Raw genomic sequence first — 17,666 nt, 5'->3', positions numbered from 1 at the left:
ACGACCACAACAAGTAAGCCTACTACAACTACAACATCAAAGGCAACGACCACAACAAGCAAGCCTACTACAACTACAACATCAAAGGCAACGACTACAACAAGCAAGACAACTACATCTACAACATCAAAGGCTACAACAACAACCACTACATCAACCACCACAACTACTACAACGACTACTACTACAACTACATCAACCACAACTACTTCAACTACAACAACTACTACCACAACTACTACAGAGACCACAGAAACAACGACCGAAACAACAACAACCTCTGAAACTACAGAAACTACCACAAGCACCACAACTACAACATCAACAACTTCAACGACCTCAGAAACAACAACTACGACAACATCTACTTCAACCTCAACTTCCACAACGACATCAACTACTACCACAAGCACTGTAACTACAACTACAGAAATTGATGAAGGACCTGATATTGAAATGGGCGATGCATCTGGTGACGGAAAGATAGACGCAGTTGATGCAAGCATTATCCTTACAATTTATGCAAAGAATTCAACTTCGCAGACAGTACCGCTGACCAAAAAGCAGAAGGAAGCATATGACGTTAACGGTGACGGTAAGGTAGACGCTCTTGACGCATCTTACGTTCTCTGTTACTATGCATACATTTCTGTATCTCATGACGGTGATTTGCTCACGCTGAAGGAATTCGTTCAAGGCAAATAACATTAAGAAAAGCCGTATTCGCAATGAATACGGCTTTCTTTTATATTCAGATGTTAACAGTCTCCGCAGAATAACTGGTAAAGACGGTCTGGCATATGTGCTTCTTCTTTACCGTTTCGCCATACCCAACGTTCTCTGAAGTTGAGCTGGTAAACAGTTCCGTCACTGTCTGTAATTGATGTGTCCGGCAACCCGTCACAGGTGTAAGGCATATATGAAAGGCTGCGGACTATCTCGAACATTTCGGGACAGGTATAACAATAAAATGTAATAGGTTCGTCAGATATATTTTTTTCAGGCTGTGCAGGAGAGGTAACAGGTTCAGTTGGCTTAGTGACAATTATTACGTCAACAGGCTCTGACGGTTCGGTAAAGGTATAATCCTTTGGCTTTGTAGCAATTGGTTGTTGGCTGCCGTCAGGCGAAGTTACCACAGGAAATTGCTGTGCACGGCTTACGAATTCTTCAACACCGCCTTTATCAGCCTGAGTAGTTACGGTTTTACTGTTGCTTTGAGATATCATATTTGTCTCAGCGTTTACAGGTTCTGAATCAGTTGTTACAGCCGATTTGTTTTCTTCATTTACGGCAATAGTTACGGCTGTATCTTTATTTGTACTTTCTTTTGTTGTTGTTTCTTTTTTCTTTGTTTCTGTTGCAGACTCGCTATCGGTCTTCTTTTCAAATGGCGAAGTCTCATTAGTTTCCGATATATCCGAGGGGAGAGCAGGATCATCGAGCATAGGCGGACGATTTCTGAACATCAGTGCTCCGCCTGCACCGAGACCTGCAACAAGCAGGAAAACCGCCGCAATAAGAGCATATTTCTGCCATTTGCTCTCGTGATAAAGCTCAACTCCTGAAACCGTGATATTCTTTTCATTTTTACTATCTGCTGACGACATATGCTTTTGTTTTATCTCAGCCTCTTTTATAAGATCGTCGTCGATAAGGTCAATTACTTTAAAAAATTTCAGCTTATTCATAATCGTAACCCTCTTTCTTTAAATAAGCCTTCAGCTTTTTTCGCGTCCGAAAAAGATAAGTTGCAGCTGTACGCTCCTTGATATCGAAGTATTCTGATATTTGGGCAAGACTGTCACCGTACCAGTAACGTCTTACGAATACCTTTCGCTGCAGCTCGTCCTGAGTTCTGAGAAAACGGCTTATAGCCTCGGCGAGTGCTTTTTCCTCACCCATATCCTCTCGGTAGTCTGGGATACATTCGGAAAGCTCGTCCAGCGAAACGGCAAACTTGTTGCTGCGTTTTTCTGCGGAATTGTATTTGAGCTTGTCCAGAGCCTTGTGCTTGACTGTGTGGCAGAGATAGGTTTTCAGGTCAGTGGGAGAGTCGGGAGGGATATTGCTCCAGACCTCATAATATGCTGAATTCACACATTCCTCTATGTCCTGTAGGTGAGAAAGGATATTTCCTGCGATATAAAAGCAGAGCTTATGATATTTTCGCTGCAATTCTGCTATTGCTGTCTCATCTCTTTTGCGGAACAATTCTATTATTGAATTATCGTCCATGGCTGAGCCTCCTTTCGTGAGGCGTGAGGTCCTCTTACTTATATAGTTGAATTATTTCAGAGTATATTTCACTTTTACGGAAATTTTTCGGAGACGATAAAAACAGCCTGTACTTTAAGTACAGGCTGTTTGCGGTATAAGCTGAATATCAGGTTATTGCGTCAACACCCAAGCCGTTAGCAACGGAAATATCAAGTCCGTATCGTGCTATATTATCAAGGGAAAGTGCTTTGAATTCATCGACAGTTACGTAAATCACCAGACGCTTCGGGTCGTTCATATACTCATATCTGATGTTCTGTTTATCAAGCTGTTTTACGGCTTCATCAGCTATGTGCCTGTAATAAGCCTTTTCAGCTTCGTCATTGGCAATACGGTTTTCTTTCATTAATTCGTTGATATCAAGTCTGAGTTTTTCCTCAAGGAATTCTCCGTCAACGATATATTTTGAAAGGAGCTCCTCACCGAAGTATTCGACTCTGTCCTCATACCATTCCTTCGTCCATTTCATGCCGGTGGGAGTACCTGTTGTGTAGACTATTTCGCCGTATTTCAGTGTAGGACCGTATCCCATAAGGTCGCGGAGCTTCTCCATGTACTCACTGTAATTTGCGTTTGCATACTCTGATAATTTTTTACCTTTGTATACGTAATTGTAGTCTGGACTTGATGAAAGCTTGAAGTTTATCGTGAGCACTTCGTTACTTGGCTTGCGGAGCTTTTCGTACAGGTTGGACATTACTTCTTTTCCGTTCCATTTCACATAGATCGAGTCATAGAACATGATGTCATCATCGGATTTAGCTTCATAGGCTATCTGTGCAGCTTCCCAGCCGTTATTGCTGATACCGATACCGTTTTCACCCACATAGAAATACATTGTCTGCTCCATAAAACGTTTTTTTTCGTCAGCTTTCCAGCCGAATCTGAATGTGATACAGCCTGTGTTTCCTGTTTTGTAATTGGAGAAGTCTATCTCGGCAGTTTCATGGTGGTAAAGGTCATAGCAGCCGATGTTGGCGCTGATATCGATCGACTCCAGATCTTCCTTTGCAAACTCTTTTGTGAACATGCTTTTCTCACCATTTATGAGGAGTCTTTCATCGTCGATTATTTTGTAGTTTTCTGTAGCCATGATGCTGTATTCATGGTGTCCTGAATTTGGATAGCCATCCGAATCGTAATCAGAATAATTCTGACGTGATAAGATATCTCCCATAGCCATATCTACTTTGAGAACTTCGCCCTTTGCACAGAATGAATCGCAGTTCAGTACAAGTCTCTGCGTTGTTGAAGCACTGCTGCTCTCGGCTCCGCCTATAAGGTATTCGGAGTTGTCAATGTTTGCAGAGCTTATGTCAAGGAGCTTAGCCATATAGGTGTTGTCCACCTTCGGATAATCATTAAGCATTGGATTTCCTATGAGAATGTAAGCGTGCTTTTCATCGAACCACTTTATCTGAGCAAGATTGCCTTTTGAGTAAATGTAGTACTTATCATTAAACTCATAATATGCGTTGTCTGCATTGGTATTTGCAGTCCTCATGTCGGACTTGTTTATCTGAGCATCAGTGAGCTTTGGATAAGCAACTAAATCCTCTGAATACTGCGGAAGATCATTGATTATCAGATCGTAGTTCTTGCCTGAGCCGTCATTAAAGATGTAGAAAAGGGAGAAGGAATTATCATACATCCAGCGGCTATTTATAGAAAACTGAACGAACTTTCCGTACTGAGTGAGCTGGTCATAGGTAACTATCTTGTCTGCAAGACCGTTTTCCTCGATATACTTTGTATATTCCTCATAGCTGTTGAAGCCTATCGTCGTAGGCTCGGAAGGAGTAATATCTTTTTCAAGGCTTATCTTTTCGCAGCTTAGAACGTTGAGCAGCTCTGTAAGATCAGCTTCGGAATCATATGTCCTTACCTTGCAGTAATGACTGTCGTCAATGTTGAAAAATGCGCTTATGTCATTCTTGCCGTTATCAAGGATAATGTACTTATCATCAATAGTTTTTGCGACTTTGAAGCCAAGTCTGCTGTCAAAGTATTCCCTGAAGCTTGCCGAGGCATAATCTGAGTCATTCAGATAGTAGCATATCTGGTATTTCTTGCCCTTATAGTTCACATTGTAGATTATGCCGATGTCCTCATAACTCATGCGCGACATAAGAGCCATTCCGCTGAGCTGAATTTTTTCAGCACCGTCTTTTTCTGTGAAATGATAGATATATCCGTCATTTTTGAAGCTTGCGAACATCTGCTTATAGCTGTCGTGGTAGTGTTCATCATAATCCTTGAGATCATAATTGGCGATAGTAGTGACAGCGTCATTAAGGCTCTTTACTCCGATAGGCTGAGTCAGGGGAGTAAGGGGAGCTGTATCAGGCATTTCAAGTGAAGCAGTAAGCTTTGAGCTTTCGCCCTGAGTTACATATATCTTGCCAAGCTCAACGGACTTATCGCCATTTGTTCCCTTAACGATTATTTCTGTTTCATAGTTCTCGGGATAGCGCAGGTCATCGGGAGTCCAGAAAATATAGCCGGTTTTGCCTATTTCATATGTTGTGCCCATATTTTTTATTGGTCCGCTTCCTGCTTTTATATCCCAGTATGTAAAGTGACCGTCAGCGGCTTCAAGTGAAACATTATATTCGGGAGAATCAAATTCCAGTAAAATGCCGATACCCGACCAATTGCTCATAGCAGGATCGTAAGGAGTCCTTATTGATACGATATCGCCAAGAGCGGACTGTACATCGGACTGAGCACCGTATTCAGCGATATATCTGAGCTTTGCATCATCAGCACTTGCTCCGATAGCAATTGCCTTTTCACCTACATAGAAGCCTATTATTGTACTCATTCCCGAATATTTACTTGATGCATCATATGGATTTTCTTCATCATAGATCCAATAGAAATGGAAGTCTATGTTTCCCGAGCTGCCTATTTCATAATTGGAGAAATCTATCTCGGCAGTTTCGTGATGATATGAAGCATAGTCATCGTATTTACGGCTGATATCAAGGGATTTCATATCATCTTTTGTATACACTTTTTTGTATTCGCTTTTTTCTCCGTTTATGATAAGCGGGGAATTATCTATTTTCTTATATGTACCGAGATCGCAGGCGTTTATTCCGTATTCGGCGTGACCGGGAGTATCGAAAGTCGGATAGCCGCCATATTCTTCATGATATGAGTAGCTGTCGCCCATTGCAGCATCGACTTTGAGCGTTTCACCAAGCTTGCAGAAGGACTCATAGTTCAATACTATCCTCTGTGTCGGGCAAGGCTTACTGCTAACTGTAGAGTCGGTTATACCAAGCAGCATCTTCTGTATTGCCTGTGCATCGCCTACGGTAAGTCCGTCGCCGTCAATATCTGCATTTAACTTTCCCTGTGCGGTAAGGTGTGTCTCTGCTGTACCGCCTTCGCCGTACTTGTTAGGATTTGCAAGAGCCTGCATTATAAGCACGATATCGGACATATCAACTTCGTTGTCGCAGTTGGCATCTCCCTTGAGAATGTCCCTTGAGGGTGCGCTTTCAGCAGCATATGCTGTTGCTGTGCCTGCAAAAGGAGCTGTAAGACAGGCTGCTGCAAGCATTATGGACATGATCTTCTTTTTCATAATAACACCTCTTTTTTCATTTTTTCAATACATTTCTCCAAAGCTTAATATTCCTTAACTTCCGTGATCTTATATCATGAGTCTTTAAGCACGGCAGTGAATGAATTGTCATCGACCTGAGTTATAACGATCTTATCATACCTTACATTGTTGTCTTTATCATAGCTTTCAAGAATTATCGTGCTTTCGGAATGGTTCTGTGTGAGCGGTTCCCATAGAATCGTTCCGCCGTTGCCTATACTATATGTTGAGCCGAAGCTTACAACAGGTGCACTGAGATTTCCTATATCCCACCACCTGAAGTTTCCGTTATCGGTGGATAAGTAAGTGGTATATCCCTGTGACTCGATATCAAACAGGATACCGATTCCCTTGCTGACGTCCTGACTGTTTGAGAAGTCGTTATTTACGGGTATGACCTTGCCTGTGACCATTTCTGTATTTATAGGGGAATTATCGGCAGATCTGTGGTAATATGAATTATAAACGTTTACCGTAAGAGATGCCGTGGGCTTATGAGGAACATCTGTTGTTGATATAGGGCTATATGAACCTCCATTCGTAGTGGTGGAAATACCCGGAGATGCATGAATAGGTTCTCCGCTTGTTGTCTGTGTAACCTCAGGGAACGGCTCGTCTTTTTGAGCTGCCGCTTTAGTCGATGTCGAAACCTGTGTATTTGTGAATGATGCAGTAGTTTTAGCTGTCTGCGTTGTGGAAGGAGCTGCGGAGCTTGGCTTTGTACTGCGGGTTGCAGCCGTATAGGTAACAGCAGTTGTATGTATATGATTTACCGCTGTTGCAGTTGTTTTGTTCGCTTTTGAAGCAGTTACAGCAGTGGTGACGGCTTCTGTTTGTGTGACAGTCTGAGTAACAGACAGCTGCGCAGTTGTTGTCGGAGCAGTTGTTGTTTCAGTTTCGATCAAAGCATCGTCAGTCACCTGAGGCTTTACAGGAACATCTGACGGTCGGTCGAGGTGCTTGTAATAACCGAGCCCGATGACTACTGTCAGGCAGAAACAAGCTAATATCGGTACAGTGCGCTTGATGAAAAGTCCCCGTTTTTTCTTTTTCTCCTGATATTCGTCATATCTGGAAAGTAAGCTCTGATACATCTCATCGTTATTCTTCATACTCAAAGCCACTCCTTTCCAGTTCGGTCTTTAACGCTTTTTTGGCGTTATACAGCAATGCCTTTATCTGCTTATTGCTTTTGTGCATTATTATGGCTGCCTCCGAATTGCTGAAGCCCTCAAAATAGCTGAGATACAGTATCTGACGGTATTCAAGCTTCAATCGGTGCATAGCCTTGTGGACTGTGCGCTTTTGCTCACTTTTTATGTAATCGCCTTCGATATTTTCCTCGTCGGCATGATTATCCTGTTCTTCCAACGGAACGACACTGAGCTTTGTATGCTTTCGGAAATATTTTGCGGTAATATTCCGCCCGATAGCATACAGCCATGTTTTGAACGAGCTTTTCCCCGAGAACTTAGGACGTTTTTTCATGAGCTCAAAAAAAGTGTCCTCGGTCAGTTCTTCAGCTGTATGGATATCCTGAACAAAGCTGTTCAAATAAAGTATCAAACCTGCCCGATAGGCACAGATTATCTCATGAAGTCCCTCATTGTCGCCCGCAAGAAAACGGCGGTAGCTACTTTCACCGTTATCCATAGGGGGAGCCCTCCTCTCAGGTCATTTTTTAAACCCTTTCACTTTATTAGTACCATTTTTTATGAAAAGGTCAAAGCATATCTAAATATTTTTTATTTTTAATCATTATATCATGGCATAAAACTTATTACAACAGTTTTTTATTAACGCTATTAATTAAAATATAAAAATATCTTGTAGCCTGTTATGTTTTGCTGTATAATTTACAATAGATATAGTGAAAGCCATAATAAATGCATTTATAAAGCTTGAAGGCGGTGAGGAGAATGACACACGAGGAGTTTCGCAATAAAATGAAAATATCCCCTCAGCAGGCTCATAGGGAGCTGTTTGAGACTTATTGCAATTATGTTTATACCATAGTTTTCAACAGGCTCAGAAGCTGCGGCAGCCGTGAGGATATTGAGGAATGTGTATGTGATGTATTTGCGGACGTTTACTGCTTTTATGACACTGAAAAGGAGATCAGCGGTGACATTTCGGGCTTTATCGGTACAATCGCAAGGCGAAAGGCAGGGCTTATCTATAAAAAGAAATGTTCAGTCGTTGATACTGTTTCCATAGACGATGATCTTGTGCAGGAGCTGAGATCAGAGCATGATATTGAAAGTGAAGCAGATGCTAATGAGAGGCGCAGGATAATACTTGATATGATCGCGGAACTTGGCGAGCCTGATGCAACGCTGATAATGCAGAAATACTACTACGGACGAAGTGCAAAGGAAATAGCCGAGATAGTGCCGATGACTCCCGAAAATATAAGAGTCCGCAGCGGACGAGCCGTCAGGAAACTGAAGGAAATGCTTGAAAAAGCAGGTATCTCTTTATGAGGAGGGTTATCTATGAATAATAATGATCTTAACCTTGATATACTTGAAAATGCTGATGATAAAACGGTTGACAGGCTTTCGGAAAGCTATAGAGCAGTTTCAGATAATGACATCTCCAGACTGTATGAAAGGTCTGAAACTCTTTATAAAAGCAGGGCTGGGAAGAGCGAGGACGAATATTCCGAAACAGTTTCGGGTACCGAGATATACCGCAGACCTGTGTGGAAAAAGCTGTTTACTGCTGCGGCTGTATTTGTGCTCTGCGCAGGTGTGGTGACAGGCGGAGCGTTGCTTATGAAAAATCGCCCTGTAAGAGATGGCAGACGTACAGGCAGACCCGATGATTTTTCTGCTGCTGAACTGATAGGCTCAACAGAGGAGATACCATACGAGGATATTCTTGATAAGGATATGTTCAAAATGTCCTATGAAAACTATACCTCGCCAGAAAATCCTTTACAGCTCAGCGGCGGACCTTATGAAAATGCCGCTGTTGCAAAGCCGTTCAAATCCGTTCTTGTTGATAATGACTCTGTTATCGCAGACATGAATTTATGGATATTTCCTGTAGTAAACGAAAACAGCTACATCGGATTTATAAATTGCGATATGCGCTTTCCTCTGAATGGTGAGCCGTCGTTTTATGGCAGTGAGGGCTATGCACCTAAGCTCAATGAGGCATTGCAGAAGGGCAGTATAGCGTTGTTCGGCACAGTTGACGGAACATACGGCATATATGAGGACAATACCGTTATTGAGCTTGATGCGGGTATTCCGCCATACAGCGGAAATATCACCTTTGAGCAGGTAAATAAGGGATATAATCTTGTAACTGTTGATTCTGCGGCTGATATCATATATAATAAGAATGGTGAGGTATGGGCGAATATAATATCTGTTCCCGAAAAGATATTTGAAGCTCCTACTCTTCCCGATGAGCTTAAAGGCAAGCATATAAGAGAATATGAGCCGATATGTGAGTATGTTTTTGATTTAGAAAAGATAGAGAATGATGCTGCTCACGCCGATAACCTTATTATCGGTACTGTTGACAGCATATCATATAAAACAGAGCTATTTGAACACGGCGGTACTCCCTATACTCAGATAGATGTCACCGTAACAGATGATATTGCAGGCAAGGTTTCTGTAGGAGATAAGGTCAGCATAGCTACTGGCGGAGGCTATATCTCCTTGAGAGAAATGAGAGGTGATGATCTGTACAATACGGGCGGCAAGTACGGTGACGGAATAAATATGACAGAGGAGGAGATAGACAACGAATACTATCATGAGATAGTTTTCAGCGGAGAAGTTCCTATTATCGGTAAGGAATATGCCTTTTTCGTATCCGAAGGCAAAAATGGTCTGTACAGCTCTGTGGGAAATGAATTCGGTATGCTTTACAAGTGTGGAAAAGTCTATATACAGCGTAACAGTAACGGTTACAGCTTATTTGAGCTTGATGATATAAAGGCAATGATGAAGAACAAACTTGAAGCCGATACTCTGCCACATTACGATATCCCTGAGTCTACGGAGCAGGTAACGGTAAATGTTGAGAGCGGAAAGTCTCTGATAGTTGAGCTTGATTGAGCGCATATAACCGTGATTTATATAGAAGCTTATACCTTTTATCGGGGGAAACATTCTGAGGAAAGACTCTTCCCAAATCCATTTCCAAATAAATATCAAAAAATCTATGTATCAACCAAAGGCATCCTGTATTTGCTTTACAGGGTGTCTTTGTTCTTATTGATGAAGTCATTAATGCATACAGGAGCTATGTTGCGGTTGTTTTTTGGAAAAATATTGGTTAGTGCTATATTACAATAATATAATAATTTATTGAATTACTGCAAAAATAATTTGTTAGCCGTGACTATCAAAAATCGTCATATACATAACAATGTTATATATAATTTTTTATCAATTCTCAAGTGTTTTTGTGTTAATAGATGATAATTGTTTGCACATATTGACTTTACTATAACAGTGTTATATAGTTAAGAGGAAAAGTGCTTTAAAAGAAGTGATAAAATGTCTGAAAAAAACAATGATACATATGAACGTATACTTAATGCTGCAAAAGAAGAATTTTTGAGAAATGGATATCATTCTGCTTCTTTGAGGAATATAGTTAAGAGTGCAAGTGTTACTACGGGCTCGTTATACTGGTATTTCAAAAGCAAGAAGGAACTTTTTGATGCTATAGTCGGCGTTCATTATCGGCAAATGCTTGTTCTTTATGATAAAGCGAGAAACAAGGTGTTTGATTTTTCGTACAATAAAAATAATGAAGCTGTAAACGAGGTAGGCAGTAATTGTTTTATGGAAATGCTTGATTATATGTATCTGCATATTCCTGAATTCCGAATACTCATATCAGGTGCTGAGGGAACTGAATATGATGATATTGTACATACGCTTGCTTTGCGAGAGATCGAATCGTCTGAGCTCTTCATCGGAACTGTTTCAAAAAAAGAGGAAGTTGTTTCTCCCGAGCTTGCTTACATTGTAGTAAGCGGTATGTTTTCAGGCCTTTTTGAAATGATAAAACACGATTATCCTTTGCCTAAAGCCAAAAAGTGCATGAAGGAATTGTATGATTTTTATGCAGCAGGTTTTTCTTATATTATGAATTCCTCTTGATAGTATATATCATGAGTATTTTTTTGATAAATATGTTAGTGCATACTAATTAGCTGATGCTAATTTTTTGTAAATATTATAAAAGGAGAAGTATTTATGAGTCGAGCAGATAAGAAGTTTTTAAAGGTCAGCGGATTGACCAAAAGCTTTGGTACGGGGGATACCAAACAGGATGTGTTGAAAGGTATTGATTTTACTGTTGCAAAAGGAGAATTTTGTGTGCTTCTCGGTCCGTCAGGTTCGGGAAAATCCACTCTTTTGAATATACTTGGAGGTATAGACAGTGCTGATAAGGGAGAGATACTGATAGCAGGGGATAAGCTGAGTGCTATGAATGAAAAGGGACTTACCAACTACAGGAGAAAGCATCTGGGATATGTTTTTCAGATGTATAATCTTATCCCTAATCTCAATGTTAAGGAGAATATAGAAACAGGTGCATATCTTTCGGATTCGCCGCTTGATATTGATGAGCTTTTGAAGACCCTTGGACTTTATGAGCATCGTCACAAGCTGCCTAACCAGCTTTCAGGAGGACAGCAGCAGCGAGTATCTATTGGCAGAGCTATAGTTAAAAATCCTGATCTTCTTCTGTGTGACGAGCCGACAGGTGCGCTCGATTATACAACATCTAAAGAGATACTTCAGCTTATCGAAGAAATAAATCAAAAATACGGCAATACAATAATCATGGTTACTCATAACGAGGCGATAAAACTTATGGCAGATCATGTTATAAAGCTGCGTGACGGAAAGATACGTCACGATGACATGAATACCAAGAAGATCACAGCTGCCGAGCTCGAATGGTAATGGGAGGATATAATGGAGAATGAAATAAAAAACGGCGCACGCTGTAAAAATCCTCTTAGAAAAAGGGTATGGCGCGATTGCTTAAGAGACTGGAAACGCTATCTCATGATTTTTTTAATGCTTGTTTTGACAATAGCGTTTGTATCAGGTATGTATGTTGCTAATAACAGTATGGAGCATTCACTTGCTGAGAGTGTTGATACATATGCTCGTGAAGACGGCCATTTTGAGCTTTCTTCCGAGGCAGATGCTGAGCTTTTATCAGCACTTGAAAAAGGCGAACAGGCAGATGTTGCAGTAATACTTCGTGAAAGAGCCTACAAAGAGGCGGAAGGAGAGGTCGAAAAGGCTGTACGCGACGCTATAAAGGAAAATATAGAAGAAAGCGTTGCTTCTGCAATAGAACAGCAGGTTAAAGAAAAGATCTATTCTGCGTCTGCGGAAACAGAAAATGCAATGACCGATGAGCAGAAGGAAGAGATGTTCAAAAAAGCTCTTTCTGCTGCAATGGACGAGAATTACGATAAAGCTGTAAAGGAAGCATTGGAGAAAGCATATGACTCTGATGAATACAAGGACGCTTTGGAGGATGGCCTTGAAGAGGCAAAGAAAAAGATAGACGAAGAGATAGATGAAAAAATCGGAGAAGCAAAAGAAAACTATGAGCTCGATGCAAATGCAGTTCCTGTGCCAGTTAATATATATGAGCTTTTCTACAAAGAGCTTGATGAAAGGATAAATTCCGATGCTTCGTATGAGGGAACTGTAAGAGTTTATATTGATCGTGATAAGGTCGACAGGTATGATATCCTTGAAGGAAAAGCTCCGCAAAATGCCGATGAGATAGCTATTGATCGTATGCACGCCGATAATAAGAAGCTTAAAGTCGGTGACAGCCTGATCGTGGGCGGAAAGGAATTCAAAATATGCGGTCTTATTGCTCTTGTTGATTATACGACTCTTTTTGAGAGCAATACCGACACTATGTTTAACGCTCTTACTTTTGATGTTGGCGTTATGACAAAGGAAGGCTACGATGGTTTAAATTCATCGGAACATAAAAACTATGCGTTCAGATATACTGAAAAGCCGTCTGATGAGATCGAAGAAAAGGAAAAATCAGACAGCTTCCTGAAAGTTCTTATTTCGCAGACAGCAGTGTCAGAAGAAGAACAGGAGATAAAGGAGTATGTTCCTGCATATCTTTCCGAGGCAATCAATTTTGCTACGGACGATATGGGCAACGATAAGGCTATGGGCGGAGTTCTGCTTTATATCCTTACAGCGGTGCTTGCGTTTATATTTGCTGTAACCATCAGCACGACGCTTGAAAAGGAAGCTTCTGTTATTGGTACTCTCAGAGCTTCAGGCTACACTAAGGGCGAGCTTGTCAGATATTATATGAGTGCTCCGCTTATAATCGGAGTGTTTGCAGCAATAGTCGGAAATATATTAGGATATACCGTTTTCAAGGACATCATAGTCGGAATGTACAGAGCAAGCTACAGCCTGCCTTCATATAAAACGCTCTGGACAAGTGAAGCGTTTATCAGAACAACGATAATTCCTATCGCTATAATGCTTATCATAAATCTTATCGTTATAGTATATTCTCTCAGGCTCACACCTTTGAGATTTCTCAGGCATGATCTGAAAAGATCGCGCAGAAAAAAGGCAATACGTCTGCCGAGGTGGAAATTCTTCTCAAGATTTCGTATGCGTGTTTTCCTCCAGAATATACCAAATTATATAATGCTTTTTGTAGGTATTACTTTTGTAATGGTGCTGCTTTCAATGGCAGTCGGAATGCCTACAACGCTTTCAAGCTATAAGGAGTCGGTCGATGAAATGATGTTTGCAGATCATCAGATTATTCTTACCTCTACTAAAGATAGCGACGGCAATGTTATTGAAACAAATTCAGAAGGTGCGGAACGTTTTTCTATGGTTTCGCTGAACTACAAGAGAAAAGGTTTTACCGAAGAGGTAATGGTATACGGTTCGGAAGAGGGCAGTCGCTACATAAAGCTTGACAAGGGCTATTTCGGATCAGGCAGCAATGCTGTATACGTTTCAAAGGCTTTTGCGGATAAATATGACATAAAAAAGGACGATATGATCGATCTTTCCGAGAAATACGAAAATAAGGATTATCGCTGGAGAGTATATGATATATTCGATTACTCCGCAGGAATTGCCGTGTTTATGTCCAATGATATGTTCAGATCTGAATTCGGCAAGAAGGAAGGATATTTTACAGGATATTTTACTGATGAGGAAATAACGGATATTGATGAAAAATATATTGCAAAGGTGATAACATCTGATGATGTTGCAAAGATAGCTAATCAGCTTGATAATTCACTGGGAGCATATATGTCGTATTTCCAGTATTTATGCGTTATAATATCAGCAGCTGTTCTTTATCTTCTGACTAAGATAATTATTGAAAAGAATGAGAGGTCTATATCAATGGTCAAGATACTTGGTTATCGTGACGGCGAGATATCTTCACTGTACATGATAACGACTGCGCTGGTTACTATAATTACCGAGCTTATAAGTCTGTATCTTGGATATATTTTCATGAAGAGCTATTGGCGTTCAATGCTGATGGAGCTGGGCGGCTGGTTTGAGTTTAAGATGACTGCATCAGGCTTTGTGAAAGAATTTGTCATGGTATTTATTGCTTACCTTATCATCACGGTGTTTGATTTTATACGCATCAAAAAAATACCAAAGGTGCTGGCACTAAAAAATACAGAATGATCATATATTGTATCGGGTCTCCGAAGCGACTGCTTCGGAGACTTTTTACTTTTATCCGGATTTTTTAAGCGATTGTGAAAAAATAATAATAATTCTTATCAAAACATAAAAAAATTAGGGTATTAGTAGATTATTAATGATTTGCTTGATTTGAAAGAAACGTTATGATATAATGCATAAAGGAATTATGCTGTTATTGAGATCAAGCTGAATTGAAAAGATATTAGTATTCTTCGCTATCCTAATTAAAATCAGGAGTAAGGTGGAGTTTTTCTTTTGTCTATTCGTTAGCTATTACTAACTGGAGGAGAATTGTAATAATGGTAACTTTACTGGAAGGATTTATCAGGTCTGTCCAAAGCAGATCTGATAATATTGCACTGGTTGAAGGCGTGAACGGAAGGAGTATTACTTACGGAGAGCTGAATTGTTATGCTGCTGCAATAGCAAAGAAGCTTTCTGAGAACGGAGTAAGACCTCATGACAGGATCGCAGTAAGCTTCAAACGCGGAACAACGCTTATTGCCGCTGTTCTTGGAGTTTTGTATGCAGGTGCGGCTTATGTGCCTGTTGATCCGTCACAGCCATTGAACAGGCGTGCTGCAATATATGAAAAAGCAGGGATAAAGCATTGTCTTACGTTTAGCGGGAGCCTTGCATCGGAATATAATGATTGCTGTAATATAATAGTTGATGAACTTCAGGATTTAGAGTTAGCAGAACTTCCTGAGGCTTATTCTGCTGATGTGGAGGATACAGCTTATATCATTTTTACGTCAGGCTCCACAGGTGTTCCTAAGGGCGTTGAAATACAGCATGGCGCTGCTATGAACACTATAACCGATATACAGAAAAGATACGGTATAATTGCAGATGACAGAGCGATAGCCGTCTCGTCCATAGATTTTGACCTTTCGGTTTTTGATATCTTCGGACTTCTTTCTGTTGGCGGAAGTGTTGTTCTGCTTGATGAAAGCACTAAAAAAGAGCCGCAGGAATGGATAAGATATGTAAACAGATATTCTGTTACACTATGGAATTCTGTGCCTGCTCTTTTTGAAATGCTTATGTACAGTCTTGAAGAAGATGAACAGCTTGAAAGTATGCGGCTTGTACTTCTTTCGGGAGACTGGGTAAAGAAAACTGTTTTCACTGAGATGAAAAAGCATTGTAAAAAAGCAGAGCTCGTTGCTCTCGGAGGAGCTACCGAGGCTTCAATATGGTCGAATTACTTTGAAGTCAAAGAAATTCGTGATGAGTGGAATGCAATACCTTACGGCTATCCTCTTACAGATCAGAAGTTCAGAGTCGTTAAGGATAAAAAAGATGCTTCTGTGAATGAGATCGGAGAACTCTGGATAGGCGGAAAAGGTCTTGCAAAGGGATACGTTGGCGAAGATAAGCTTACGGCTGATTCTTTTGTGTATGATTCAGGCGAAAGATGGTACAGAACAGGTGATCTTGGATACTTCAATGATGAAGGAGTCATGATTTTCGCAGGAAGAATGGATCAGCAGGTAAAGGTCAATGGTATGCGCATCGAGCTTGGTGAGGTAGAAAGCAAGCTTGCGTCATGCGAGGGGATAAAGACAGCCTCTGCAATGGTAAAAAGGAATGACGATGCATCTGTACTTGTGGCAGTGCTTGAGCCTGAACAGCTTCAGCCGTCAGATGATCTCAAGGCAGATTTTGTATCATCTGCTTTGAATTCTGCTTCTTATCCAAAACAGGCAGAAGCGGCTGTAAGACGATTTGCTGCGGATATTATTTCTGATTTTAAAGATGAAAGCATGGTGGCTGAAAACCTTTCAGAGGCTTTTGGACTGTGGAGAAAATGGAGCGCTTCTAATCCCGCGGACGAAACCGACGGCGGTAAATGGGACGATATACTCTCTTCAAGAAAAGAATTATATAAAAAGATCTTCAAAGGCGAGGAAATGCCGCAAGTTCTGCTTGAAGACGATGTACTTTCGCCGTCTGAGCTTTTTATAAATTCAGAGGAAGGCAAGGCTCTCATACAGAAGCTGAATGAACAGGTAAGAAACTGCATAATTTCAAGGGAGACTTGCGGAAGAAAGATAAATATAGCCTTGCTCAACGGAAAACAGGGAGATATTTATATTTCGGCTTTAAACAATATCATTGATTTGAAGGATAACGTCAATATTACATATTATGAGAGCAGTGAGGGACTGCTTTCAGATGCAAAGGAATGCTTTGCAAATATTGATATTGATATCGAGTATAAAAAGCTGATATACCCATACGCAGATATAGCATTGGCAGAAACTGCGGATATAGTTGTGATACCAAACGGACTTCACGCTTTTTCCGATGTTGATAAGGGGCTTCGCTTTGTTCAGATTATCATGAAAAATGATGCCCTTTTGTTAGCTTTAGATAACAAAGATATAGGAACAATGGGCATTATAACCGCAGGCGTTTTAGAAAACGGTTTTGCCGGCTATGATGAAAAGAGAAAAAAAGCTTCATCTCCCATGCTTACAAAAGAAGAGTGGTGCAGTGCTCTTAAACGTACAGGCTTCAGATCAGTGAGCGGAGAAGAGTTTACCGACAACGGATATTTCATCTTCAAGGCTGAGGGCAAGACCGCGTCAAATGCTGATTATGATACGATATATTCGCATTGCAGGGCAAATCTGCTTGAATATATGATACCGCATCAGATGCTTTATACTGTTGATTGGCAATTATCGGCAAATGGCAAGGTCGACAGAAAAAAGATACTTGAGCAGTTTGAACTGGAGAACAGCTCAGTCGGAACAGAGCCTGCAAGTGATACCGAAAAAGGTCTTGCAGAGATATGGTCGGAGCTGCTTGGCGGAAGAAAGATCTACAGAGAAAACAGTTTTCTTGAGATCGGCGGCGACAGCTTGACAATTTCAAGAATGATAGCAGATATAAGAAATAAGTATGGTATCCAGCTTGGTATGAAGGATGTTTTTTCAAAACCTACGCTTGTTTATATCGCTTCTTTGATCGATGAACAGCTTGCAGAAACGGAATTTGAAGAAGGCGAGCTTTGATGTCTA

General features: G+C 40.7%; 12 protein-coding genes. 7 read left to right on the top strand and 5 right to left on the bottom strand.

What is annotated here, in order from left to right; all coding sequences use genetic code 11:
- Positions 1-705 (top strand): dockerin type I domain-containing protein (locus BUB28_RS17045; protein WP_242939977.1); only part of this gene is annotated, 705 nt, incomplete at its 5' end.
- Between the two features lie 53 nt (positions 706-758).
- Here the strand turns inward: BUB28_RS17045 and BUB28_RS09475 are convergent.
- From BUB28_RS09475 to BUB28_RS09455, 5 genes are all read right to left on the bottom strand, one after another.
- The gene (locus BUB28_RS09475; protein ID WP_072950915.1) at positions 759-1,691 is read right to left on the bottom strand and encodes a hypothetical protein; all 933 of its coding nucleotides are present in this window, start codon (positions 1,689-1,691) and stop codon (positions 759-761) included.
- A complete protein-coding gene (locus BUB28_RS09470) occupies positions 1,684-2,238 on the bottom strand; it encodes an RNA polymerase sigma factor (protein ID WP_072950913.1) in 555 nt (184 codons plus the stop codon). Before BUB28_RS09470 ends, BUB28_RS09475 begins: the two co-directional genes overlap by 8 nt.
- A gap of 148 nt (positions 2,239-2,386) precedes the next feature.
- Positions 2,387-5,875, bottom strand: a complete 3,489-nt coding sequence (locus BUB28_RS09465) for a dockerin type I repeat-containing protein (protein WP_072950912.1) — start codon at positions 5,873-5,875, stop codon at positions 2,387-2,389.
- A gap of 74 nt (positions 5,876-5,949) precedes the next feature.
- Positions 5,950-7,008, bottom strand: coding sequence for a hypothetical protein (locus BUB28_RS09460; RefSeq protein ID WP_072950909.1), 1,059 nt, complete (start codon positions 7,006-7,008; stop codon positions 5,950-5,952).
- The gene (locus BUB28_RS09455) at positions 6,998-7,549 is read right to left on the bottom strand and encodes an RNA polymerase sigma factor (protein WP_072950907.1); all 552 of its coding nucleotides are present in this window, start codon (positions 7,547-7,549) and stop codon (positions 6,998-7,000) included. The genes BUB28_RS09460 and BUB28_RS09455 overlap by 11 nt, the downstream gene beginning before the upstream one ends.
- 266 nt (positions 7,550-7,815) lie before the next feature.
- Here BUB28_RS09455 and BUB28_RS09450 point away from each other — a divergent pair, with 266 nt between their 5' ends.
- From BUB28_RS09450 to BUB28_RS09425, 6 genes are all read left to right on the top strand, one after another.
- A complete protein-coding gene (locus BUB28_RS09450) occupies positions 7,816-8,379 on the top strand; it encodes an RNA polymerase sigma factor (RefSeq protein ID WP_072950905.1) in 564 nt (187 codons plus the stop codon).
- 12 nt (positions 8,380-8,391) lie between these two features.
- Positions 8,392-9,975, top strand: a complete 1,584-nt coding sequence (locus tag BUB28_RS09445) for a hypothetical protein (protein ID WP_072950903.1) — start codon at positions 8,392-8,394, stop codon at positions 9,973-9,975.
- A 444-nt stretch (positions 9,976-10,419) separates the two neighbouring features.
- The gene (locus tag BUB28_RS09440; protein WP_072950901.1) at positions 10,420-11,031 is read left to right on the top strand and encodes a TetR/AcrR family transcriptional regulator; all 612 of its coding nucleotides are present in this window, start codon (positions 10,420-10,422) and stop codon (positions 11,029-11,031) included.
- Positions 11,032-11,127: 96 nt separating this feature from the next.
- Positions 11,128-11,844: an ABC transporter ATP-binding protein gene (locus BUB28_RS09435; RefSeq protein ID WP_072950899.1), complete on the top strand. Its 717-nt coding sequence runs from the start codon at positions 11,128-11,130 to the stop codon at positions 11,842-11,844.
- A 12-nt stretch (positions 11,845-11,856) separates the two neighbouring features.
- Entirely contained in the window at positions 11,857-14,613 is a 2,757-nt protein-coding gene (locus BUB28_RS09430) for an ABC transporter permease (RefSeq protein ID WP_072950897.1), read from the top strand.
- Between the two features lie 320 nt (positions 14,614-14,933).
- Complete coding sequence (locus tag BUB28_RS09425) at positions 14,934-17,660, top strand: amino acid adenylation domain-containing protein (RefSeq protein ID WP_072950895.1); 2,727 nt, start codon at positions 14,934-14,936, stop codon at positions 17,658-17,660.
- The last annotated feature ends 6 nt before the right edge of the window (positions 17,661-17,666 follow it).

The organism is Ruminococcus flavefaciens (genome assembly GCF_900143025.1).
GTDB lineage: Bacteria > Bacillota > Clostridia > Oscillospirales > Ruminococcaceae > Ruminococcus > Ruminococcus flavefaciens_I.
Note: the sequence above shows the minus strand (reverse complement) of the source record. Positions and strands in the feature narration are given on the sequence as shown.

Excerpts from the sequence above, each read along its gene's own strand:
- BUB28_RS09440 (WP_072950901.1), top strand. The coding sequence starts at position 10,420 with ATGTCTGAAAAAAACAATGATACATATGAACGTATACTTAATGCTGCA.
- BUB28_RS09425 (WP_072950895.1), top strand. The coding sequence starts at position 14,934 with ATGGTAACTTTACTGGAAGGATTTATCAGGTCTGTCCAAAGCAGATCT.
- BUB28_RS09470 (WP_072950913.1), bottom strand. The coding sequence starts at position 2,238 with ATGGACGATAATTCAATAATAGAATTGTTCCGCAAAAGAGATGAGACA.
- BUB28_RS09460 (WP_072950909.1), bottom strand. The coding sequence starts at position 7,008 with ATGAAGAATAACGATGAGATGTATCAGAGCTTACTTTCCAGATATGAC.
- BUB28_RS09430 (WP_072950897.1), top strand. The coding sequence starts at position 11,857 with ATGGAGAATGAAATAAAAAACGGCGCACGCTGTAAAAATCCTCTTAGA.
- BUB28_RS09465 (WP_072950912.1), bottom strand. The coding sequence starts at position 5,875 with ATGAAAAAGAAGATCATGTCCATAATGCTTGCAGCAGCCTGTCTTACA.
- BUB28_RS09450 (WP_072950905.1), top strand. The coding sequence starts at position 7,816 with ATGACACACGAGGAGTTTCGCAATAAAATGAAAATATCCCCTCAGCAG.
- BUB28_RS09445 (WP_072950903.1), top strand. The coding sequence starts at position 8,392 with ATGAATAATAATGATCTTAACCTTGATATACTTGAAAATGCTGATGAT.
- BUB28_RS09435 (WP_072950899.1), top strand. The coding sequence starts at position 11,128 with ATGAGTCGAGCAGATAAGAAGTTTTTAAAGGTCAGCGGATTGACCAAA.
- BUB28_RS09455 (WP_072950907.1), bottom strand. The coding sequence starts at position 7,549 with ATGGATAACGGTGAAAGTAGCTACCGCCGTTTTCTTGCGGGCGACAAT.
- BUB28_RS09475 (WP_072950915.1), bottom strand. The coding sequence starts at position 1,691 with ATGAATAAGCTGAAATTTTTTAAAGTAATTGACCTTATCGACGACGAT.